The organism is Providencia sp. UF-183 (assembly GCF_058246155.1).
Genome location: NZ_JBSICD010000013.1, coordinates 49,247 through 71,108, shown reverse-complemented (window position 1 = coordinate 71,108; position 21,862 = coordinate 49,247). Strand labels below are relative to the sequence as shown.

Sequence of the window (21,862 nt, the reverse complement as noted above, 5' to 3'; positions counted from 1 at the left end):
TTATTATGCGCTTAGAAAAAGACAGTCTTGGCACAATGGAAGTCCCTGATCACGCTTATTACGGGATCCAAACATTACGTGGTAAAGCAAACTTTGACGTTTCACCAAAAACATTTAACGATTATCCAAATATTTTAAAAGCTTACGCAGAGTTAAAAAAAGCGTGTGCCTTTGCAAACCGTGATATTCAAGCATTATCACCAGAAAAAGCGGAAGCTATCGCAAAGGCTTGCGATGAAATGGCCGCAGGCAAACTCGCAGGCCAATTTCCTGTGAATGTCTTTAGGGGGTGCGGAACCTCTGCAAATATGAATGTAAATGAAGTCATTGCTAACCGCGCAAATGAGATCCTAACGGGTAAAAAAGGCTATGACCAAGTTCATCCTAATACACATGTCAATATGTGCCAATCCTCTAACGATATATTCCCTTCCGTTGAATCAGTCGTTATCTATCGTGAAATTGGTAACTTACTCAATACATTAAAAGGACTGGAAAGCGCACTGCAAGTCAAGGTAGAAGCCTTTGCTGACGTGGTGAAAATTGCCAGAACAAGCTTGCAAGATGCACTTCCAATAACTTTTGGCCAAGCATTTTCAGGTTACCATGCCGCAATAAAGCGTAATCGCTTATTACTCGAAGGTTATCAAGACACCTATCGCCAAGCCATTTTAGGTGCCACTGCTGTGGGAACAGGAATGGGGGTCATGCCCGGTTTTATTGACAGTGTCTATAAACATATGAGCGATATTGTTGGCTTTGAAATGCACCCTCACGAAAACTATATAGATGGAATGCAAAATGCCGATCACTTCTTAATTCTTTCTGCTTACTTAAAATCTATCGCCATTATGGTTGGTAAAATGGCTAATGATTTTAGGCAGTTATCATCAGGGCCGCGCGGAGGTTTTAACGAACTCATTCTGCCAAATATTGCTGGTGATTGTGGAATTATGCAAGGCAGTATTTACCCCGTCATTCCTGAGTTAATGATCCAAATGATGCACCAAGTCAGTGCCAATGATTGGGGGGTAAGCTTATCAGTTCCTGCTGCCGATACAGATATCGTCCCATCCGCAGTGATCAATTACATGGGCACATTAGAATCAATGGAGCTTTTAAATAACGGAATCAATTTATTTAAAACCCATTGTCTTGATGGAATACAAGCTAATGTGGAAGTTTGCCGACAATATGCCGAAGGTTCAACTTCACTGGCGACCATGGTCAGCGCATTATATGGCTACGAAATTGGTGGAAAAATAGCCAAAATTTCTTACGAACAAGGTATTACTTGTAAAGAAGCGGCTATTCGCGAAAACCTTTTACCCCTAGACGTTGCCGAAGAATTATTTGATATCAAAAAATTAACCGAACTTAACTCTACCGTTGCGATGTTTGAAAAATACAAAAACATCAGAAGCGTTAACTAAACCAATCCTTTGTAAGTAATGAATTTCAAGGAAACTCTTATGTATAACAATACGATAACTCAGGATAAAACAATTTCTTCTGATAAAGTCGTCTACGGGCCAGAAACAACGAAAGCAATGGAATATCTCCATTTATGCGATATGACCATTGAAAGATATCCGCAAATGCTAGTGGCACTTGGTAAAGTTAAAAAAGCCTGTGCGATGACGAACAAGCAAATTCAGGCGCTGGATAAATACAAAGCAGATGCCATTATCTCTGCTTGTGATGAACTTATTGCAGGGCAACTTACACAACAATTCCCGTTATCTGCTATCGGCGGGTTTGGTCCTGTCCTCAATATGGTTGCGAATGAAGTATTAGCGCGCCGTGCAAATTATCTTTTGGAGAAAAGCAGCATTAAAGGAGATATTTGCCCAAATACACATGTAAATATGGGTCAGTCTTCAAACGATGTTATCAAAACTGCCCAAATATTGGCGGTCTATGATGAAATCAACTATTTACTTGATGCTACAACATATTTGGAAGAACCCTTGTTGCAAAAGAGTATTGAGTTCAATGATGTCGTCAAAATGGGTCGAATTTCATACCAAGATGCAGTTCCAATTACGATGGGACAAGAGTTTTCTGGTTATCACAGCCAAATCAAGCGAAATCGACTCCGTTTAGCCGAAGAACGCAACCATTGGCAGCACGTTCCTCTCGGCGCCACCATATTAGGTACCGGCCTTGGTTGCAAACCAGGATATTTTAATGCGGTATGTGATAATTTATCTTTAGTGTGCGGACGAACCATCAAACAAAGTGATAATCTTTTTGATGCGATGCAAACGGCAGATGCTTACGTCATGCTACATGCGCATATTCAATCTCTGGCAATTTGCGCAGCAAAAATAGCACTCGATATTCGCGTAATGGCATCAGGTCCACGGGCTGGTCTACGTGAAATTACACTTAAAGCCCTACAACCAGGGTCATCAATTATGCCGGGGAAAGTAAACCCTGTCATTCCTCACATGGTGACTCAAATCAGCCAAAAAATTTCTGCTAACCATGCTGGAATTGCGACAGCTGTCTGTGCGGGAGAGCTTGAACTTAGCTCCACCAGCTCTGTAATTATTAAAAGTATTTTTGATTCGGTAGAACTACTTGGTAAAGGAATTAAAATATTAGGTGAAAAAGTCGTTATTGATATTAAAGCTAACAAAGATCATTGCCGCGAAATGGCAGAAAAATCATTAGGCTTATCGACGGTGATTAATACCTTATTTGGTTATGAAACAAGCCTGCAAGTGACCAAGTTGGCGACAGAAAATAATCTTACCTGTAAGCAAGCTGCAATACAGGCAGGTTTGCTAAGCAATGACGAAGCTGATGAAATATTTAATCTCGACATGCTCACTAATATTGAGCTTAGTGAAAAAGTATTCAGTAAGTTTATTTCAAGCCAGCGATAATTACTGAATTTAAATGTAGTTAAACATAAAAGCCAAGAAATATAACTTGGCTTTTATTTATAATTTAATCACCATCCCAAAAGAGTGTAAACATATCGAATATCCCTTTTTTATATTTTGTTTCTGCATGCAAAATCTCAATATTCGATACGGCTTGCAAGTCGCCATTTTTCACCATCTGGCGAATATCATTAGGTCGTAGTGGCTCATTTAATAGCCGATTAGCTATTTTTTCACTTGTTATCTTATACATCGTTTGAAAGATCAACTGCGAAGATCCTAGACGGTCAAAATAATAAGTTTGGGAGCCTTTTCGCCACACTTCAGCATAGTGGTGGTTTGTTACATTACCTATTTTTACCCAAGGCTCTGCACTTTCACTTTGTAGTTGATAAAGGCTTGTTCGACGGGATATCAACCCAGGAGAACGGTTACTTCCCCATTTTTCAGAGCTACCCACATAATACGTTTTATTATTACAATAAAAGATTAATGGTGAAATTTCAGGGCATCCTGTTTCAGGAAACGGGTTATCCCCCGCCCGACGTATTTTCCCTTTTTTCTTATCATAAAAATACACGCTATTATCGGATAAAAATAAAGCATGATTCACATGAGCCCCATGACGACTAATAATTTGATAAGGTGCGAATTCAGAGGGAAACAATAAATTATTTACAGCCACGTCACCTGACTGAGGAGAGAATAAGTACGCTTCATCATGTAAATTATCTACATCAAAACTATATAAATCATCATTATCTTTTAAGGCGAGTTTGTTTTGCTGATAATAAACAGACTTTCCATCATGAAAGAAGAACGCACTTTCCCAAAGGGTATTATTTAGGCGTATAAAATTAACAGCACGTAAGTTTTGAGCATCAGCACCACTCATCACATGCCCTTTGAAATAAACCTGTTTCCCATCATCTAGAACATCTCTATTCCCAATCAATTGGTACGCTTTATTTGATTTCGGCAATAACACTAAGGGGTAATAATATCTCGGTGGCTTTCCAGCTAACTCCCAGCCAAATAGCCATGTTTGCCACAAATATTCTAAGTCTGAAAGATCATTATTTACTTGTGATATTGATGAACAATAAATTATCGTTTCACCATCCGTAAAATAATCATTACCAATGACTTTTGCTGTTTTAGGATTAAATTTGGGCACAATCTTATTACCGCAATAGCTATTTTTAGCATCAACAGCAAATTGCGCATTGCGAAGGTGGCCTTCTATTGTGAGTACTTTAAAGCTACTAGGATCTGCTTCTTCGATGGCATATTCCCCATTACTAGGAATATTTGCATAAATTTTGCCATCATAGCGTGTAAAAATACTATACCCTATTCGTTCACCTTCATGACTAATTTCAAAACTCGACACCTTATTCATTGATAAAATGAAACCGGATAAAGATAAGCAGGCAAGAAACAAAATGCAGGCACTTATGTAAGTTACTCTTTTTTTATTAATCAATAAAATTTCGCTTCTGTTTTACTGCTTTTAGCCAGCTTGACCGTTTTACCATTAGAGTTCAAGGTAAGTATAAAGTTACATTGGTAAGCAATATTGCGACTATCATAATCACATTTAGACTCAACCAATAAGATGGTTTGCCCTAATGCTCTAATATCCATTGTATGATCAAATGCTTTTGTGAAGTCTTTACCATAGGTCAGCAACGTCTCTGAAATAACGCTATTACCTTTATAGTATTTAATTTCAGTTGGTAGCATATGCCGGTTATAATTATTTTCGCCAAACTTTTCTTTGGTGTCCGCAAGTATTGAACCTGTGATAAACCCATCCTTGTTATATTGATAAATCAATTCACCATTTGTGTCTTTCCTTGAAATAATACTACAATCTTTGCCTATCACCATTTCTACTGGCCCATTAGCATCCGTACCGATAAGCTTATTCTTGACCCGCGTAATAGAAAGATAATTATGAACACCACTTAGATATTCATCTTTTTTCTGATTTAAACGAAAACTTTCCACGCAACCATCACGCCCAATTTTTAGTTGAGACTCATAATTGATTGTTTTATCGTCGTTATAAACAGTCGTATTCAGTTCTTTAATATTTCCTCTCACCGGGTTGAAATCGTACAACTGTGCCATATTGAACACAACTGGGTTATATTGCTGTTCTTGAAAAGCCAAGGCTTCAAAAGAGGTAAAAAAAACAATTACCTGCGCCATTGGTAATACGAATTTACGATTCATTTTTATTTTATATACCCTTTAATGCCGGTATTCTGAGATACACTAATAACTATTAGTTTTACTTAGCATTTATACTATCAGGTTTTTGACAAATGTCAGGCATTGGGGGAAATAAAACTAACGGATCGCACATTCTTACCTTTTCGCCTAAAGCAGGGAATTAAGCTAAATTTTTAGAGATAAGAGTCAAAAAAATGCGCAGCAATGCGAATTAAAGCGCTTTGGGAATCGAGTATTTTAGGTTTATTTTGGGTGAATTAGCTAAGTGTCGATCAGCCTTTTCCATTAAATACCCCGCCATTTCAGCAACAGTCAGATTATCCAGCCCCTCATCTTCAATGCCAAACCATTCATTTGGCCAGTAGATCAGATCCGATGGGTTTGCATCAAAATTAATCTCAAGTAAATTTATTGCGTAATCTTGTTCAGAATCACTACCTTCGGCACTGCAAATAAATTCTAAAATCTGGATGAGTTCCTCATAAAGCAAATCATCAAGGTATTTCGTCTGGTTTAGTGCGGTACGTGTAAATTCCTTAGCGCTTGTCCACGATGAGTAATCACGAAAATCACTGTATTCACAAGGTGATGCTACCCCTGAATTCCATTCCAACATCATTGATTTAAGTACTTTATCATTCTCTGTTGCACCTCTATCTATTTCATTTGTTATTTGTTCTAATAATTCAACTAATTGTTTCAGTTTTGTACGGCTAACCTTAATTGGCTTTAATCTCTCTGGCAAATGCATAACCACATCCTTATTCAGCAAAACTATAGATTTATACTATTGATTAAATTTAAATTATTATTCATTGATGAGCCAAATCTTACTCGTGAATATTCATAATCCTTAGTACGTTCAGAAATATCATTGCATTTATTCTTATCGAGAGCCCTCGTCACTGCCCTTTGTGCTATTTCATTGTTTAATCTTTTAATCTCGTCAGTACGCTCAAAACCTTGCAGCTCCAGTGCTAGATTTTCACCAAGCGCTTTACATAATTGATCATTATCCAATATGTTGATGTTATCTGTATTAACTCTATAATTTGTACAACCTGACATTAACATTACAAAAAATAAACAATAAAGTATTTTCACGAGGTATGGCCTTTTTAAATTTATAAAAAACAATTTCAAAAGCCAGTATAATATAAATGAGTCTCATTATCATAGACGAAAGGGTTTAACTTTAAGTTAACTGTTTATAAAATAAACATAAGAGGAATAGAATGGTCTTACGTCATTTGATGCTAGGCTTATGTATCATATTGCCGATTTCAGGATGGTCAAACCCAACGAATGCCATAGAAAACAGCCCAGAAATTCTCAGTGATAGTTGGGTTCTCTGTTTAACGGAATATACAAAAAAGCAAGCTTCAAACACAAAAAATAGAGAAGATATCATCGCTAAAAACGCCTATAAGGCATGTAAAAAAAGTGGCGATGCATTATTAGCACTCGATATTGAAGAAAATATTAACCTAGCGTTAGAGCACCCTGATACCTCTAAAAACCCCATTGAATTAATTGCCCTCAAAAAACGTATAAAAATAGAACAAGAAAAAATATGGGAAAACAACTTTAACGAACGAATGGTTCCAATGCTTAAATGTATTGTACTTTATACTCGAAATGGCCAAAACGATTACTGCGATGCATTGGTATCTGCGGGTTTGTCTCAATAGAAACCTGGTTTGATAAAAATAATATTATCTACCTCACACAATGAATGTACCAAGAATAAGATATCTAAAGTTTAAAAATATGTTTGCTTGACTGAGGGATCGGACTCAATAAACAACAAGAGACTAATGAAAAATTATTATTTAGTAGTTCTAAAAAAGTTAAAGGCAACTAAAGGATACTCCAATGAAAGTATATAAAAGGCAGCTTTTTTTCTTTATATCTTGTTTAATGATGAGACCTGCGATGGCAAATGAATACCAAGTGGATATTGGATGGGTTCCAGGATTTATTTCTGAATACAATAATACGCAGACATATATTGCAGATTCATCAGGAAAAATAATTACCCATTTTGGAGGAAGAAATTCTGCAGGTGGAGCATTAGGTACTGGTGTACAAAATTCCTCTAGAGCAGAATTTCAAACCCCAAGCACAATGCTAGTGACGTGGCTATCTTTTAAAGATGGTAATTTTTGGCAAGCTAAAATAGATTTACCAAAAAAAGAAATATCACAGATGTTTAAGGAGAAAATTCAGGGCATTTTTGTGTCCCATCCACACCAGAAAGTCCAGAGATATAACAAACTTGTTGTTAATGTAGGGCCACAAGGAAAGGTTTATGTGTTTCTTGGTGGGGCAGACATTAAATTGATTGGTCAATATCAAGGTTACAAAATAGATATTCCCTGGGAAACTCATATTAAAAATACTTGGTCAAGTTCACCAGCTCAGCCTATTACAAAAAGCCAATATGTAGCAAGAGTTCAAGAATCACGTAAAGATACACTAAAACTGACTGAACAATTCAATGAAAATATATTTAATTCTATCAATTGGAAATTAACGACAAATCACCCCAACCAGTTGATCGCATACACATCTAAAATGATTAATGGCGAAGACCAAAGCGTTTTTGATAATATCGAACAAACAACTTTACATTCCATTCCTAGACTATTTATTTTTGACGTAAAAAGGGATTCTAAAATATCGCGTTACCGAGTGAGATTAGACTCTGAAATTTATACCTTCTTTCATAAATACTTTGATTCTAAAAGCCTTGTAAATTTTAATATAATTTTTTCCAATACAAATGAAGCAAATTTATATCTAGAACAAGGAACAACAAAAATTGAATTTAAAAAAATTGATATTGATGAAATGTAGCGTTGACTTAGTCCCCATATGCACCACCTAAAGAGAACAATCTTCAATAGACGATAGTAGACGTTGGAATAATGGGATTTAGTTGGAATGCTTGATTTACTTGGGATTGGAAAACTTTAGAAGACGTTGCTAGAAGTGAAGATGGCGGAGGAGGAGAGATTCGAACTCTCGGATGGTTTCCCATCGGCGGTTTTCAAGACCGCTGCCTTCAGCCGCTCGGCCACCCCTCCGCAATGACGTGCACTATAAACATCCTCACTTTGGATGTAAACCCCTAATTTGTTCGTTCGCCTTAAAAATATACGCATTTCAGCCTGTTAGGTGAAAATATCAACATTTTGATTCGTTTGCTTGGGTTATGGGATGATTTTTGCTAAATTTGGGCTCTGTTTTTTTAGGATTTAAAAAGTATGTTGCTGTTCAACAATCAAGAAATTGAAACGGACCCACAAGGTTATCTGCTTGATAGCCAACAATGGTCAGAGGAACTGATTCCTTTACTTGCACAAGAAGAAGGCATTGAACTCACTCACGAGCACCTCGAAATCATTCGTTTTGTGCGTAATTTCTACTTAGAATTTAATACATCTCCAGCGATTCGCATGCTAGTCAAAGCGGTTTCTCAGCAATTTGGCGAAGAAAAAGGCAATAGTCGCTATTTATATCGACTCTTTCCAAAAGGGCCTGCTAAACAAGCGACTAAACTTGCAGGCCTACCTAAACCTGTGAAATGTATTTGATATCTCACTCATAGCGGACATTAAAATCCGCTATTGGTGCTGTTTGCCAGTTTTCACTAAAGAAGTGGTCAATTTTTGCACCTGGTGGCCCCCCTGCTTTCAGCCAGTCATCGACAAATTCAATATCTTGCTCTGTACCATAAATCGCAAGCTTTACACTTCCGTCATCACGGTTACTTACAAAACCTTTAAGTCCATTTTGATTGGCCCAATGATATGTTTGATAACGAAAGCCAACCCCTTGAACTCGCCCATAAATATAAAAGTAACGACCTGATGTTGCCATGTTCGCCTCCTTTCAGAGCATAATTGAATGATTCTCTTTTTTAGCTGTTGTTTTTTACGCATTGAACAGATAATCTGCTGTTGAGGCACTGCTTTTTCATCGTTGCGTATAAAGACAGTGTATTGCGTTATTGCTAATTGTCCATACGTTAACTTGAAAACGCGCAGCACTGCCCACATATAGATTGAAGTACAAGCAAGGCTTTTAGGAGGTCGCTATGATGATCACCAGTAAATATGGAATCGGGCAACAAGTCAGGCACAAACTTCTCGGCTACTTAGGGGTCGTTGTTGATGTGGACGCTGAATACTCGCTCGAACAACCACATGATGATGATATTGCCTCAAACAGTACGCTACGCGATCTGCCTTGGTATCATGTTGTTATGGAAGATGACAACGGGGATGCTGTTCATACTTATTTGGCTGAAGCACAAATTACTTATGAATCTGCGGATGACCATCCTGAACAACCGTCGATGGATGAACTTGCAGAGTCAATAAGGTCTCAGTTACAGGCACCGCGTCTGCGTAACTAATTTTTCTTGTCATTAATGAACGCAACCGTAAAGCAGCAACTAAGCTGCTTTACTTTTTAGCGGCTGGCTAAAATCATTACTTCTCAAGCCCCAAAGCTGGAATTTCTTGTTTTGGGCACTTATCCATTACAAACGTTAGCCCTGCTTCTAACGCAATTTTTTGGGCTTCTTCACTGATCACGCCTTTTTGCAACCATAAAACTTTCGCTTTGGCAGCAATCGCTTCCTGTGCAATACCAACAGCAGCTTCAGCATTACGAAACACATCCACCATATCTATTGGTGTCGGTATATCACTTAATTTCTCATAGACTAATTGCCCTAACAACATTTGCCCAACTAATTTAGGACTGACAGGAATAACGTTATAGCCTTGATGTAATAGATATTCCATAACTTCATAACTGGGTCTATTTACTTTTTCGCTCGCACCGACTAACGCAATGGTCTTCACGCTTTTTAAAATTTCAGCAATTTCTTGATCTTTCATCAAAATATCTCCCAAAACCAGTAAACTATTCACTTGCATTATGATATATCTGGTACATCTTTGCCCAATCAATTTTAACGATATTTAAAGTTCATCTGACTTAAGGGAAAACCATGGAATCAACAACCCGTATCATTGGTGCCTCAAAAAATATTGCTCTAGTTGCCCATGACCACTGTAAGCCCTCATTGTTGTCTTGGTCCAAGAAAAACACGCAGCGCCTACAAGCCCATAAACTGTACGCAACTGGGACAACGGGAAATTTGATTAATCAGCACACTGGATTGCCAGTCACAAGTATGCTGAGTGGGCCAATGGGGGGAGACCAGCAAATCGGTGCCATGATTGCGGAACAAAAAATTGATCTTTTGATTTTCTTTTGGGATCCGCTCAACGCTGTTCCTCATGACCCCGATGTTAAAGCCTTGCTACGTTTGGCTACAGTTTGGAATATTCCTGTCGCCACTAACCCTGCAACCGCAGATTTTCTCATCACTTCACCATTTTTTGATGAGGCAATCGATATTGTTATCCCTGATTATCAAAGCTACTTAACCAAACGTACTAACTAATACAACAATGACCCTGTGCCTAAGGCTTTCGGCACAGGGTCGTACCATTACGGTTTTTTCTGTCTCGGTACGCCCAGCAGCCTAAGTTCTTCAACAAACTCAGATGGTTGCTCCGGGTTATAGAGTAGCCAAACTTGCTGCTTTGCTCGTGTTATTGCAACGTACAATAGACGCCGTTCTTCAGCATGCTCAAATGATTCAGGTTGTGGTAATAAAGCCCGCTCAATAATCGACTCTCTTGCCGGTGCTGGAAAGCCATCTTTTCCACTGTTTAATCCACAAATAATCACGTGATCAGCTTGTTGCCCCTTGGAAGAATGGATCGTCATAAACTGAATATTCAGCTTAGGCCAACGTGTTTGCGCTTTATTTAGAATCTCAGGTTTTAAATAATGATAACGAGCTAACACCAGTATCGTTTCATTATCAAGCACATACCCACTCATTTTATCAAGCAAACGTTCCAATGCATCTTCATACAAAAGCACTACTGATTTTTTATTGCCTTTAGTTAAGCTATTTAAAGGTTTATCAATCTGAATCGGATTCTGCAAAATAAACTGATTCGCAATGTCGCCAATGCGTTCATTAAACCGATACGTGGTGTCCAGAGCACAAAGCTCCCCTTCACCAAAGTTATGCTCAAACGATGTCGTTAAATCTAATTCAGCACCACTGAAACGATAAATAGCTTGCCAATCATCACCTACCGCAAACAGCGTCGTTTGCTTATTTTGTTGGCGCAAAGCTTGTAATAGCTTGGCTCTTAACGGCGAGATATCTTGAAATTCATCGACTAAAATATGCTTCCATGGGCTAATAAAACGCCCTTTTTCAAGGATATTAACCGCTTGATGAATAAGACCCGAAAAATCAATCGCGCCTTCTTCTTTTAAGGCCCCCTTCCATACTTTTAATAATGGAGCCATTAATTTAATACGTTTTTGAAATAGCTCTCGCAGCTCTTCTGGCGCGTTATCAACCATCTCTTTTTGGCTGCCACCATGCATGCGCATCAAACTTAGCCAACGTTCTAATCGCGCAACGACTCTCTGCGTGATTTTTTCATTTTGCCAAAACTCGCCCTCTGGGATATCCCACACAAGTTCTTCACTTAACCACTCTCGCCAACCTTTGGCTTGCGCTTTTTTACTCGAACACTGTTCACGCCACTCTTTTAACAATAACGCCTGACGCTTTTTCGTATCCGTTTCTAATTCACTCACTACAGGGGATTTTTTACTGCCTTCTCGAATAATGTGCAACGCTAAAGCATGGAAGGTTTTTGCTTGAATATTATCGTGCTGTAAACGAGCCTGAATACGTTCATTCATTTCATCGGCAGCTTTACGGCCAAATGCCAACAATAAAATTTGATCAGGTTGCGCCAGCCCCCGTAAGACCAACCACCCTGCACGAGCAACTAAAACCGAGGTTTTACCGCTTCCTGCGCCTGCAAGTACAAGGACATTATCTTCACCATTAATGACAGATAACGATTGTGAATGATTGAGTGGCGATGATTCCACTTGCTGAAAGAAATCGTGATAGCGAACCAAAACAGATTCACACCACTTTTCATTGATTTGCTTACGACACTGCTGGCTATGATTCAGCCATTGTAGACATAATTGATACTGTGACGAACAGTTTTCAAACTGTGAAATTCTGACTAGGGGCAAAGGCAATGACGAAAACTGCTGCTTAATGTTATCTTTAATGGCAGTTAATTGGCGTAAACTCAACCACGCATCTTGCTGTGATATTTGCTCAATTTTGTTGACCAAGTGAGAGAGAACCTCTGCACTCACCTCGCTCATTTCACCACTCCATTGCTGCCATTTTTCATTTAAATAATGAAAGAATCGCTGAGTTTGCTTCCATTCAGTACCATGTAAACGAACCACCTGTTCATTCACAATTTCAAATTCCAACTCCCCCCAGACAATGCCCCGCTTACAACGAAGATCAACCAGTTCATTAAAAGGGATAAGATATTGGTGATTTTCACCGCTAACTTCAATACCAGCGTTGAGTAAGCGAACCCGATTGTAGGGATGCTGAGCCAGACGCTGTCCAATCTGTGTTGATTTCAGTTCCATACGTCCTGCACCTGAAAATATCAATGATGAAAATACGGTTGGCTTGATTCCAAACGGTTTTTTATTCCGAGCAAACACGCTATCCTATAAGGCATAGGGATTTTCTTACCTTTGAGGTACTTTGTGCTAACGCTGCTAACCAGTTATCGTCGTGTGCTATATAACAGCCATATTTTATATTATATCCGAATCTTTATAGCCCTGACAGGCACAACCTTATTGCCATGGATCTTAGGGCAAGAGCCAAAAGTGACCATTCCACTAACATTAGGCGTCGTTGCTGCTGCATTAACTGACTTAGATGATAGGCTAACTGGCAGAATAAAAAATTTAATTATCACCCTTTTTTGTTTTTTTATTGCCTCAGTTTCTATTGAGCTTTTATTCCCTTACCCCGTATTTTTCTTTTTTGGTCTAGCATTTTCCACTTGTGGCTTTATTCTTTTAGGTGCATTAGGTCAACGTTACGCTACCATTGCATTCGGTGCGTTGTTAATTGCTATCTACACCATGTTAGGTGTTCCCATTTTTGATACCTGGTACCAACAACCAGCACTTCTTCTCACTGGGGCAGTTTGGTATAACCTTTTAACCTTAATCGGCCATATTTTGTTCCCAGTTCGGCCACTACAGGATGCAATTACCCAATGTTATCAACAGCTATCAGCTTATTTGGATGCAAAAGCCAACTTATTTGATCCTGACCTCGAGGATGATTATCAGCAATCTGTTTACGATTTGGCAATTGTAAACAGCAACTTAGTTAATACAATGAACCAAACAAAGAGCGCATTACTTAGTCGATTAAAAGGCGACCGAGGGCAAAAAGGGACGCGTAATACTTTACATTACTATTTTGTCGCTCAAGATATTCATGAGCGAGCCAGCTCATCCCATATTCAATATCAACAACTTAGCCGTACACTTCGTCATCATGATATTTTATTTCGCTTTCAACGCTTATTAACGATGCAAGCCCGCGCTTGCCAACAAGTTGCTCAATCGGTGTTATGGCGCAAACCATACCAACACAACCCGCGCTTTGAGCGCACATTTACCTACCTTGAGAACTCATTACAGTTACTCAAAGAACAATCACCAACACGCCACGAAGTCAAAGCTCTACATAACTTACTTAAGAATTTGAAAGGCATTGATGTTCAACTTAAAGGTTTAAGCCTTGAACAAGGTTCTTGGCAACAAAACAATAAACAAATTGAGCAATTATCTGATGAATCGCTTTCAGGCTTTGGTGATATCATTTCCCGCGTAAAACACCACTTAACGCCCAAATCTTCTTTGTTTCGCCATGCTGTACGAATGTCAATTTTGCTTTGTACTGGCTATGCCATTATTCAATTGTTTGATATGGAAAGAGGTTATTGGATTTTACTCACCAGCTTATTTGTCTGCCAACCTAACTACAGTGCAACTAAACGACGCTTGGCGTTACGGATTATCGGCACTATTGTAGGTATTCTTATCGGCTTGCCACTCCTTAACTTAATACCATCAATGGAAGGGCAACTGATCCTCATCGTCATTTCTGGTTTACTATTTTTCATGTTCCGTAGCAGCCAATATGCGCAAGCCACACTTTTTATTACCTTATTGGTTTTATTCAGTTTTAACTTACTGGGTGAAGGCTTCGATGTCGCTCTCCCACGCATTATCGATACTTTAATCGGCTGCTTTATTGCATTACTGGCGGTGAGTTTTATTTGGCCTGATTGGAAGTTTCGTCAACTTCCTCAAGTGGTGCAAAAAACCATGGATAGCAATTGCCGTTATCTCGATGCGATTTTATCACAGTACTACCAAGGAAAAGACAATGGTCTAGAATATCGAGTGGCTCGCCGTGAAGCGCATAATAACGACGCAGAGTTTGCTTCCATTGTTTCCAATATGGCATCAGACCCTAAATCCTATCGGATAACACAAGAGCAAGCTTTTCGTTTACTCTGTTTAAATCATACCCTGCTAAGCTATATTTCAGCCCTTGGTGCTCACCGCGAACAGATGCAAAATGAAGAAAATTTAGCCTTATTAAATGATGCAATTTGTTATGTCGAATCTTCCCTGCAAATTACGACGCTAGACCCGCATATCGTTGATAAAAAATCAGAAAAATTACGTAATAGCCTCTTACACCGTATTGATAATATTTCAGCAAGCGATGATGAAAAAACATTATTAATCATGGAACAAACAAAACTATTGCTTGAGCTGATCCCAGAAATCAAACAAATGATTCGACAAATCAGTTCATCATAAAATATACCGATGAGCGGGTATTAGAATATAAAACAAGCTTTTAATACCCGCTTAACTTTCCGTTCTATACAATGCAATGTATTGAATATCTTAGCGAATAACCTTTCTTACTGTGATATCAAACCACGGTTAATTCGAAGTTGTTATACCAAGCAATCAACTCTTGTTTAATTATTTTTGGTAATACTGCGCTATGACAGCCTTCAATCGCAGCAGCTAAACCAATCAGTAACTTAATACTTGGCTTATGCCGCCCGTGTTGTTTTAACTTCATAAAACAGGCTTTGGCTCCCACCATGCGTAGATCATCCGCATGCAGAATCCCAATCTTCCCTAACGCCCTTTCAACAGACATATTCATATTTGGTAAGTCTTTAATTCTACGTGTAATAACCTGCTTTTGTTGCAATTCCTCAACGGCAGAGTGGTAGGCAATCTCAATAAACTGAAAAAGCGCTTTTTCGTCACACCACATTTGTTCTGAAAGTTGGTAATAACGCATTTCCAATGGGATACCTTTTTTCGTGTAAACCAGTCTATCAAGCCCCGATGCCTCAAAATGACTTCTTGCCAACAAGCAACCTCTTAAATAAAAGTGGCCATCAAGCAACAAACCTACAATCACGTCATCCACTAATAAGCAATACCCGCCAAAATGGTTTTTGCGTTTAAGCTGACCGAGACGGCCTAATAAACGGGACAAATAAAAAATTTTTTCTTCCGATAGTAGCATTTACCTTAACTCCTTTTTGGGTTTGGTTAATTTTCATCCTTGAGAGAATTAATTTTATTATTTCTTTCATTACAACCAATTACGCATAGCCAATTCTGAGAGTTTCCATAAAAAATGCCAAGAAGAATGCATAGAAAAACACCAAAGTTGCGAAGCGCTTTGAAAAAATAGGCTTGATATTGGATGGATATACAGTTACTGTATGTTCATACAGCATTGTAACGAGGTGAATTATGAGCATCTATTCTTGGAATGACACAACAAAACATTCTCTTAATAATTACGCACAATCTTTCCAAACCACTGAACAGGCCAATAGTCTGGTACAGCAAGGTATGGTGAGTGAACTTGTCTACGATGAAAAGCACCCAATTCTGGACTTCATCTTGTTACCTATGCTCCGCCAATTTGGTATTCAATCGCGTTGGTTATTATGGCTAAGCCCAAACAAAAAACTCAGTAAACACTGGTTAGAACAAGCGGGTATTCCTACGCACAAAGTCATGCAAGTAAGCCATATGGAACCCATTACAACCATTGATGCCATGGAAAAAGCATTAAAAAGTGGTAATTACAGCGTGGTTTTAGGGTGGCTACCAGAATTAAATGAACAAGATTTTGTTCGTTTACAAGATGCCGCACAAGAAGGCCATTCTATTGGTTTTATAATGCGCCCACAAAAAGCCTATAATATGGTGAGTATGCAATCTGGACAGCTAAACAACTTAAAAATTCATTCAAATCATTATCACTAACCAAGATTAAGAATTTTCTTACTAAATTTAACCTTTAGAAATATTTATCCCTAAAGTGAAATGAAAAGTATTGAAGATCAATCAGATAGATAAAAAACAATCATAATTAGAAATATACATATCTCTCTGATTTATACACTAAAAAAATACTTTTTTTAACGTTTATTGCTCACTCTACTTGTATCTTTTTAAGTTCGTTGTAGACTTTAGCTTGTTAAGCTTATGGCATTATTTTTTACTTTTATAATTTTTTTGTAGATAATGTCTGCGAAACCTAGCAAGTAAATTGAACCAATGGCAAATAATAAGGCTCACTGAAGCCATGCCAATATTGGATGATAACGAGGCGTAAAAATGAAAAAAACAGCTATCGCAGTAGCAGTGGCAGTAGCCGCTTTTGCAACAGTTGCACAAGCAGCTCCAAAAGATAACACTTGGTATACAGGTGCTAAATTAGGTTGGTCTCATTACGAAGACACTAAATTTACTTCACCAGAAAGCGGTACTCACGTTGGTAACTCTACTGACCGTGATACTTTTGGTGCAGGTGCATTTGCTGGTTACCAATACAACCAGTACATGGGCTTCGAATTAGGTTATGACTGGTTCGGTAAAATGAAATACAAAGGCGCTGGTAACAGCGGCGACCTGAAATCTATGGGTGTTTCATTAACCACTAAATTAAGCTATCCGATCATGGATGACTTAGACGTTTATACTCGTCTGGGTGGTATGGTTTACCGTACAGATGTTAAAGCTAACCAAGCTAACTTCAAAAACGTTAAAGAAAACGACACTGGCGTTGCTCCTGTATACGCATTGGGTCTTGAGTATGCAATCACTCCAGAGTGGGCTACTCGTTTAGACTACCAATGGGTTAGCAACTTAGGTGATAAAGACAACATCGGTACTCGTCCAGACAACGGCATGCTGAGTGTTGGTGTTGCTTACCGTTTCGGTCAAGAAACTGCTCCAGTAGTTGCTCCAGCTCCAGTTGTTGAGCCAGCAGCTCCAGTTGTTGAAAACAAACGTTTCACACTGCGTTCAGACGTTCTGTTTAACTTCAACAAAGCAACTCTGAAACCAGAAGGTCAGCAAGCGCTGAACGAACTGTACAGCGAACTGAGCAGCATCGACCCAACTCAAGGTCGCGTACTGGTTGTTGGCTTCACAGACCGTATCGGTTCACAAAACTACAACCTGCCACTGTCACAAAAACGTGCTCAGTCAGTTGTTGATTACTTAGTATCTAAAGGCGTTCCAGCATCTGCAATCGCAGCTGAAGGTCGCGGTAAAGAAGATCCAGTAACTGGCAACAAATGTGACGCAGTTAAAGGCCGTGCAGCTCTGATCGAGTGCTTAGCGCCAGACCGTCGCGTTGAAATCGAAATTCAAGGTACAACTGAAGTTGTTACTCAACCAGGCGCTTAATTCTTAGCCCTAGTTTGAATTTTGAACTAAATATAAAAAACCCCAATTTCGATTGGGGTTTTTTTTGAATCAAAATGTATTTTTTTAACCCTACTTGATACCTATTCTGCTGACCAATTATGCAGTTCCATTTTTTTGTTAACTCATCAGCGAAGATCCCTAACAATCTCCCCTCGGCACATTACTTACCATTACTTTTTTGCTGTGCCAAGTATTGCCTGAAGATCCTGCTTTAGTGTACTCATTTGGTTTTCATATTTATCTTTATGCTCAGCATCTTCGATCAGCTGAATGATCGTTTCTGACAATGTTTTATTTCGTTTTACCGCTAGATTTGATAAACGCTGCCAAACCGAAAAATTCAAATCTATTGATTTTTTACGTGTATGCGGGTGCTCTGCATTAAAATGGCGTTTACGTCTGGCGCGAATACTCTGCTTCATTCGGTTATCAAGATCAGGATTCATATGTAATGAAATCCATTTGAGCACTTCGCTCGGCCTATTTTCTGTTTTTAACAGCAATTCGATCGCTTCTTTTTCTGCGCTTCTTTCGATGTAACGGGTTATCGCCTCGCCAGCACGTGCTTTATTAACGAGATACTCCCATTTCCAGCCACATTCAAGATTTTCAAGCTGCTGATATTTCATAATTTTTCCTGAAGAAAACCGAACCTATCTTTATATTAGCAATAATATAAACAAAATGCTCAAGCAGAAATTCAATTTAACTAAATAATCATTTTTACCGTAAAGAAAATAACCGTTTTTTGTCTAAATAGTGTAGAATCCGCATCCACCTGTTAACAAATTAATAATCATGCATGTCCACTTTTGAAAACATACTCGTCATCTATGGGGTTGGCGGCCTATGTGCTATGTTATTCACCCTATTTGTCACGAAAGATCCAAACTGTTTTATGCGTCTACTTAGTGCTCTACTAATTGGCTTCACTTGGCCAATGACACTCCCTGTTGTGCTCATGTTTTCGTTATTCTAATCGATATTTCAACAATTATTGCTGCAAGATTGCCTATCAAAGGCTAATATAACCATCTTGCCCACTGGGTAATTTACTGGCTTGAAAATCGTTTATAAAACAAACAACACAAATGGTCAATTGACCACATAAACACAATCAAGTACATGCGCCCAGCTAATTGGCAGGCATTTCGTTTATAACTCTATTAATAGCAGATAATCATAGTGATCAGTCAAGAACTAACATGGCAAGGCCTAATTCCTAATTTATCGTCATTTCAGACACATTTTGTTTCTTCAGGATCTCTGAACTCCGCAACATTTTCCGATACTCAACCACGGTTGTTTGATGGAATGCAGCGTTTCGTTAAAGAGTTAGCTCACACTCGCTTTATGTTTATCAAATCTGATGAAAGTGAGGAATATCTTTGCACTTATGCAAATACAATTAGCTCATTACTAGAAAACACACCCGTCATTGATGGTGATTATCAATTATCTGAAGATAAGCACGCTTTTCAGTGGAAAAGCGGTATTAAAAGCCGTTTTTCAACTCAGCAACCTATTGCTTATCGCCATTGGGTAGAACCAGAGCAATTATTTGGTTATGTTACCCCATCATTGCAACTCGTACCGGGTCTACTTCACCAAGTCAATGGTGGTGTGCTTGTCATCGCCGCAAATGCATTAATTAGTCAACCACTTATGTGGAACCGCCTTAAAAATATGGTTAACCGCCGTCAATTAGAATGGTTACCCTACTCTGAAAATCAGCCACTGCCTATTAGTATAGAACCTCAGCCTCTTGAACTTAAAATAGTGGTTGTTGGGGATAGGCTCGCGTTAGAAGAACTTGAATATAGTGCGCCAGAGATCTTTGATAGCGCTATTTATGGTGAATATGAACCAGTCATGTTCTTCGAAGATGAAGAACAATTGTTACTATGGATGAGTTATATCAAATCCATTATAGAAAAAAATTCATTACCGAATATTGCAGCCGATGGATGGATCCCATTTATTCAGCAAGCAACACGTTACTGTGAAGATAAATTCAATCTACCACTCGATACGCCTTGGTTAACTCGCAGCTTGATGGATGCATCCCATTACGCAATCGACGGGTTGCTTACGTTAGAATCTTTTACCAAAGCAATTGAAAATCGCTTATGGCGACATAGTTTTCTGGCTGAACGTACACAAGATGATATTTTACAAGAACAAATTTTTGTTAAAACTGAAGGCGAAGTGATCGGTCAAATCAATGGATTGTCTGTCTTACAGTATCCCGGTCACCCTGAAGCGATTGGTGAACCATCACGCATTACTTGCGTCGCTCACTTGGGTGATGGTGAGTTTACAGATGTTGAACGTAAAGCAGAGCTTGGCGGTAATATTCATGCCAAAGGTATGATGATTATGCAAGCCTACTTAAACTATGAGTTGAAACTGGAGCAACCTCAGCCATTCTCAGCATCAATTGTTTTTGAGCAGTCATATGGTGAAGTTGATGGTGATAGTGCCTCCCTCGCTGAACTGTGTGCGTTAATCAGCGCCTTGGCATTACAACCTATTGATCAGCAAATTGCAGTGACGGGTGCTGTTGACCAGTTTGGTTATGTGCAACCTATCGGTGGCGTTAATGAGAAAATTGAAGGCTTCTTCGATATTTGTGAAAAACGTGGTTTAACGGGCGAGCAAGGTGTCATTATCCCCATGGCTAACGTGCGTCATTTATGCACCAAAGCGGAAGTGGTTGAGGCCGTAAAAGCAGGTCAATTCCATATTTGGCCTGTCGAACATGTTGCTCAAGCCATTACACTGTTAACGAAGCAGCCTTACTTTGAACAGCAAGTGGAAGAAGATAATGTACACTTGTTAGCTTTAATTCAAGAACGTATTAACCAAGCAAATTCCCCTGATAAAGCCAGACTTCCTTGGTTCTTGAAGTGGATGAGTTAAGTAAAGATTGCGTAAAAAATAGCAGATCGGAGTTGTTCAGCGTACAAGTGTAAGCTATCCTGTACCCCTACACATAATAAAGGCTATCTGAAGAACATGGTTGATAAACGCGAGTCCTACACAAAAGATGATTTAATTGCTTCTGGAAAAGGCGAGTTATTTGGGGAAAATGGTCCTCCACTACCATCAGGGAACATGTTGATGATGGATCGCATCGTCAAAATGACTGAAGATGGTGGCACCTTTGGTAAAGGTTATGTCGAAGCTGAGCTCGATATTAATCCTGAACTTTGGTTCTTTGGCTGTCATTTTACGAATGACCCAGTTATGCCAGGCTGTTTAGGCCTTGATGCTATGTGGCAGTTAGTTGGTTTTTACCTTGGCTGGCTGGGTGGCGAAGGCAAAGGCCGTGCTTTAGGTGTGGGTGAAGTTAAATTCACAGGCCAAGTTCTGCCAACAGCGAAAAAAGTCACCTACCGTATCAGTTTTAAACGCGTGATTAACCGCAAACTGATTATGGGCTTAGCGGATGGCGAAGTGTTAGTTGACGGTAAATCAATTTATACCGCAACAGACTTAAAAGTAGGCTTATTCAAAGATACCAGCGCTTTCTAAGTTACTGAAATGCAAACCTCCGCAATCGCGGAGGTTCTTAAATTGATTGACACTTTTAATTTAAAAACCCGCAAATGGTTCAAAAAGACAGGCAGGTTATTTAACCTAAAAGATCAGATAATAGTGGGATTAAACAACGGCTACGGTTCGATCCTCCATCGCTTTACGCCAACCACCTAGCCAATGCGAACGAGCATCTATAGCCTGATACGGACACAACTCTTTAGAGCGCCCTGCTAAACCTGCTTGATAACCTCTTGATAAAGCTCTTTCTAAACGGTCTCGCTTCTGTCTTTTCATGCCTTACTTCCCTCATCATTTAAATGGAAAAGAAAACAGCACCTACTATTTCTTAATAGGTACACTATAGAAATAGCGCCCACCGAACA

Annotated in this window: 23 protein-coding genes and 1 tRNA gene; 13 read left to right on the top strand and 11 right to left on the bottom strand. The window is 38.9% G+C overall.

The annotated features are described in order from the left end of the window. The first annotated feature begins 5 nt into the window (after positions 1-5). Both AC4IFT_RS13305 and AC4IFT_RS13300 read left to right on the top strand, forming a co-directional pair. Positions 6-1,433 (top strand): aspartate ammonia-lyase, encoded by a 1,428-nt coding sequence (locus AC4IFT_RS13305; protein ID WP_490751554.1) that lies wholly within the window; start codon positions 6-8, stop codon positions 1,431-1,433. A 39-nt stretch (positions 1,434-1,472) separates the two neighbouring features. Then, positions 1,473-2,894: a lyase family protein gene (locus tag AC4IFT_RS13300; RefSeq protein ID WP_490735588.1), complete on the top strand. Its 1,422-nt coding sequence runs from the start codon at positions 1,473-1,475 to the stop codon at positions 2,892-2,894. 64 nt (positions 2,895-2,958) lie between these two features. Here the strand turns inward: AC4IFT_RS13300 and AC4IFT_RS13295 are convergent, their stop codons facing one another. The 4 genes from AC4IFT_RS13295 to AC4IFT_RS13280 all read right to left on the bottom strand — a co-directional run bounded on the left by AC4IFT_RS13295 (position 2,959) and on the right by AC4IFT_RS13280 (position 6,239). Beyond that, the gene (locus tag AC4IFT_RS13295; protein ID WP_490751553.1) at positions 2,959-4,380 is read right to left on the bottom strand and encodes a DKNYY domain-containing protein; all 1,422 of its coding nucleotides are present in this window, start codon (positions 4,378-4,380) and stop codon (positions 2,959-2,961) included. Next, complete coding sequence (locus AC4IFT_RS13290; RefSeq protein ID WP_490751552.1) at positions 4,377-5,135, bottom strand: YnfC family lipoprotein; 759 nt, start codon at positions 5,133-5,135, stop codon at positions 4,377-4,379. Before AC4IFT_RS13290 ends, AC4IFT_RS13295 begins: the two co-directional genes overlap by 4 nt. 211 nt (positions 5,136-5,346) lie before the next feature. Beyond that, positions 5,347-5,886: a hypothetical protein gene (locus AC4IFT_RS13285; RefSeq protein ID WP_490751551.1), complete on the bottom strand. Its 540-nt coding sequence runs from the start codon at positions 5,884-5,886 to the stop codon at positions 5,347-5,349. Positions 5,887-5,909: 23 nt separating this feature from the next. Beyond that, positions 5,910-6,239: a hypothetical protein gene (locus tag AC4IFT_RS13280; protein WP_490751550.1), complete on the bottom strand. Its 330-nt coding sequence runs from the start codon at positions 6,237-6,239 to the stop codon at positions 5,910-5,912. A gap of 131 nt (positions 6,240-6,370) precedes the next feature. Here AC4IFT_RS13280 and AC4IFT_RS13275 point away from each other — a divergent pair, with 131 nt between their 5' ends. Then, complete coding sequence (locus tag AC4IFT_RS13275; protein ID WP_490751549.1) at positions 6,371-6,826, top strand: hypothetical protein; 456 nt, start codon at positions 6,371-6,373, stop codon at positions 6,824-6,826. 184 nt (positions 6,827-7,010) lie between these two features. After that, a complete protein-coding gene (locus AC4IFT_RS13270) occupies positions 7,011-7,994 on the top strand; it encodes a DUF2931 family protein (RefSeq protein ID WP_490751548.1) in 984 nt (327 codons plus the stop codon). A 142-nt stretch (positions 7,995-8,136) separates the two neighbouring features. Here AC4IFT_RS13270 and AC4IFT_RS13265 read toward each other — a convergent pair. Further along, positions 8,137-8,224 (bottom strand) — tRNA-Ser (locus AC4IFT_RS13265). 180 nt (positions 8,225-8,404) lie between these two features. Here AC4IFT_RS13265 and AC4IFT_RS13260 point away from each other — a divergent pair. Continuing rightward, entirely contained in the window at positions 8,405-8,734 is a 330-nt protein-coding gene (locus tag AC4IFT_RS13260) for a TusE/DsrC/DsvC family sulfur relay protein (protein ID WP_219249198.1), read from the top strand. Between the two features lie 4 nt (positions 8,735-8,738). Here the strand turns inward: AC4IFT_RS13260 and AC4IFT_RS13255 are convergent, their stop codons facing one another. Continuing rightward, positions 8,739-9,020, bottom strand: coding sequence for an acylphosphatase (locus AC4IFT_RS13255; protein ID WP_490751547.1), 282 nt, complete (start codon positions 9,018-9,020; stop codon positions 8,739-8,741). A 217-nt stretch (positions 9,021-9,237) separates the two neighbouring features. Here AC4IFT_RS13255 and hspQ point away from each other — a divergent pair, with 217 nt between their 5' ends. Next, on the top strand, positions 9,238-9,558 hold the full coding sequence (hspQ, locus tag AC4IFT_RS13250) for a heat shock protein HspQ (protein WP_206086681.1): 321 nt from the start codon (positions 9,238-9,240) through the stop codon (positions 9,556-9,558). Between the two features lie 76 nt (positions 9,559-9,634). On the opposite strand, the gene AC4IFT_RS13245 is transcribed toward hspQ, so the two are convergent. Beyond that, entirely contained in the window at positions 9,635-10,048 is a 414-nt protein-coding gene (locus tag AC4IFT_RS13245; protein WP_490751546.1) for a CoA-binding protein, read from the bottom strand. Positions 10,049-10,161: 113 nt separating this feature from the next. Between AC4IFT_RS13245 and AC4IFT_RS13240 the strand changes: the two genes are divergently transcribed. Further along, complete coding sequence (locus AC4IFT_RS13240; RefSeq protein WP_490736063.1) at positions 10,162-10,620, top strand: methylglyoxal synthase; 459 nt, start codon at positions 10,162-10,164, stop codon at positions 10,618-10,620. A gap of 47 nt (positions 10,621-10,667) precedes the next feature. On the opposite strand, the gene helD is transcribed toward AC4IFT_RS13240, so the two are convergent. After that, positions 10,668-12,722, bottom strand: a complete 2,055-nt coding sequence (helD, locus tag AC4IFT_RS13235) for a DNA helicase IV (protein WP_490751545.1) — start codon at positions 12,720-12,722, stop codon at positions 10,668-10,670. 123 nt (positions 12,723-12,845) lie between these two features. Here helD and yccS point away from each other — a divergent pair, with 123 nt between their 5' ends. Next, positions 12,846-14,996: a YccS family putative transporter gene (gene yccS, locus AC4IFT_RS13230; protein ID WP_490751544.1), complete on the top strand. Its 2,151-nt coding sequence runs from the start codon at positions 12,846-12,848 to the stop codon at positions 14,994-14,996. A gap of 118 nt (positions 14,997-15,114) precedes the next feature. Here yccS and AC4IFT_RS13225 read toward each other — a convergent pair whose 3' ends face one another. Next, the gene (locus AC4IFT_RS13225; RefSeq protein WP_490751543.1) at positions 15,115-15,729 is read right to left on the bottom strand and encodes a TfoX/Sxy family DNA transformation protein; all 615 of its coding nucleotides are present in this window, start codon (positions 15,727-15,729) and stop codon (positions 15,115-15,117) included. A 233-nt stretch (positions 15,730-15,962) separates the two neighbouring features. Between AC4IFT_RS13225 and sulA the strand changes: the two genes are divergently transcribed. Both sulA and ompA read left to right on the top strand, forming a co-directional pair. Then, the gene (sulA, locus tag AC4IFT_RS13220) at positions 15,963-16,484 is read left to right on the top strand and encodes an SOS-induced cell division inhibitor SulA (protein WP_490736071.1); all 522 of its coding nucleotides are present in this window, start codon (positions 15,963-15,965) and stop codon (positions 16,482-16,484) included. A 354-nt stretch (positions 16,485-16,838) separates the two neighbouring features. Further along, positions 16,839-17,915 carry a porin OmpA gene (gene ompA, locus AC4IFT_RS13215; protein ID WP_490751542.1) on the top strand — a complete coding sequence of 359 codons (1,077 nt, stop codon included), beginning with the start codon at positions 16,839-16,841 and terminating at the stop codon, positions 17,913-17,915. Positions 17,916-18,106: 191 nt separating this feature from the next. On the opposite strand, the gene matP is transcribed toward ompA, so the two are convergent. Next, a complete protein-coding gene (gene matP, locus AC4IFT_RS13210; protein ID WP_490736075.1) occupies positions 18,107-18,565 on the bottom strand; it encodes a macrodomain Ter protein MatP in 459 nt (152 codons plus the stop codon). A 173-nt stretch (positions 18,566-18,738) separates the two neighbouring features. On the opposite strand from matP, the gene AC4IFT_RS13205 reads away from it, so the two are divergent. From AC4IFT_RS13205 to fabA, 3 genes are all read left to right on the top strand, one after another. Next, entirely contained in the window at positions 18,739-18,915 is a 177-nt protein-coding gene (locus AC4IFT_RS13205; RefSeq protein ID WP_490736077.1) for a GhoT/OrtT family toxin, read from the top strand. A gap of 206 nt (positions 18,916-19,121) precedes the next feature. Continuing rightward, positions 19,122-20,858 carry an AAA family ATPase gene (locus AC4IFT_RS13200; protein ID WP_490751541.1) on the top strand — a complete coding sequence of 579 codons (1,737 nt, stop codon included), beginning with the start codon at positions 19,122-19,124 and terminating at the stop codon, positions 20,856-20,858. A gap of 96 nt (positions 20,859-20,954) precedes the next feature. After that, positions 20,955-21,473, top strand: a complete 519-nt coding sequence (gene fabA, locus AC4IFT_RS13195) for a bifunctional 3-hydroxydecanoyl-ACP dehydratase/trans-2-decenoyl-ACP isomerase (RefSeq protein WP_490736081.1) — start codon at positions 20,955-20,957, stop codon at positions 21,471-21,473. A gap of 129 nt (positions 21,474-21,602) precedes the next feature. Here fabA and rmf read toward each other — a convergent pair whose 3' ends face one another. Continuing rightward, the gene (rmf, locus tag AC4IFT_RS13190) at positions 21,603-21,773 is read right to left on the bottom strand and encodes a ribosome modulation factor (RefSeq protein WP_219249215.1); all 171 of its coding nucleotides are present in this window, start codon (positions 21,771-21,773) and stop codon (positions 21,603-21,605) included. Positions 21,774-21,862: the final 89 nt, after the last annotated feature.